The following is a 1,150-nucleotide window of genomic DNA, read 5'->3' as shown; positions in this document are numbered from 1 at the left end:
CTATCTCCCGGAGTATTCACCCAACACGCACGGCTTCGACTACTTCTACGGCTTCCTCGCCGGGTACATCGACTTCTACACGCATACCCGCGGCGGCGACGGCCTGCATGATCTGCAAGAGAACGGCGTCGCAGTGAGCGACACCGGCTACATGACGGACCTCATCACGTCACGCGCCGTGCGGTTTATCGAGAACAACGCCACGCAGCCCTTCTTTCTCGAGGTCGCGTACAATGCTGCGCACTGGCCGTTTCAGCGTCCGGGGCATCCCACGCGCGCCGCGAACAATGGGCGCTTTCAGAGTCCCGCCGATTCCATTCCCGCCACCCGCGCCGATTACATCGCCATGCTCGAACACGCCGACGGTGGCATCGGCACCATCATGGCCACGCTCAGGAAGCGCGGGATCGAGCAGAATACGCTGGTGATCTTCACGAACGACAACGGCGGCGAGTGGTTGTCCAACAACGCCCCGCTGTTCCATCGCAAGGACACGCTCTGGGAGGGGGGCATCCGCGTGCCCGCCATCTTCTGGTGGCCGTCGGTGCTGCCGGCGGGGCGCACTGTGAGCACGCCGGGCATCACGATGGATCTCACCGCCACCGTGCTCACCGCCGCGCGCACGCGGATTCCCGCCAACTTCGAAGGGCGCGACCTTGTACCGACGCTGGCCGGCCGGACCAGCGCCGCGACACTGGCCGAACGTCCGCTCTTCTGGCGCATCGACACCCGTGAGCGGCAACAGCGGGCGGTGCGTCGCGGCCGTTGGAAACTGTTGGTGGACGGCGACGACCTGCTGCTGTTCGATCTGCCGCGTGATATCGGTGAGCGGCACGATGTGGCGGCGAGCCACCCGACCATCGTGCGGGAGCTGAGGGCGCTGCTGGCGGCGTGGGAAGCCGACGTCGACGCCGAGGCGACGCCTACGTCGCGGAAGTGACGAGGCGGCGCGGCAGGGCGTCGAGCCGGTCGCGCAGCACCAGCACTCCCACGAGGACCACCAGCCCCATGCCCAACAACATCCACTTGGTGGTGGCCATCGTGTAGCGCGCGGCGATGGTGTGCTGCCCCGCCGGCAGATCGATACCGATGAACACCGGCGACACCATGTACGTGGACACCGGCCTGCCATCCACGGTAACGCGCCAAT

At 66.4% G+C, this 1,150-nt stretch carries 2 protein-coding genes; one reads left to right on the top strand and one right to left on the bottom strand.

Going from position 1 to position 1,150, the window contains the following annotated elements:
- Nucleotides 1–940 (top strand): sulfatase-like hydrolase/transferase (locus RMP10_RS18515; RefSeq protein ID WP_310571598.1); only part of this gene is annotated, 940 nt, incomplete at its 5' end.
- Here RMP10_RS18515 and RMP10_RS18510 read toward each other — a convergent pair.
- Nucleotides 924–1,150: hypothetical protein (locus RMP10_RS18510; RefSeq protein WP_310571597.1), on the bottom strand; the 227-nt coding region annotated here is incomplete at its 5' end. The two genes, RMP10_RS18515 and RMP10_RS18510, sit on opposite strands and share 17 nt — an antisense overlap.

Origin of the sequence: Gemmatimonas sp. (assembly GCF_031426495.1) — a bacterium.
In the GTDB taxonomy this organism is placed as follows: domain Bacteria; phylum Gemmatimonadota; class Gemmatimonadetes; order Gemmatimonadales; family Gemmatimonadaceae; genus Gemmatimonas.
This window is presented reverse-complemented; position numbering and strand designations above follow the sequence as displayed.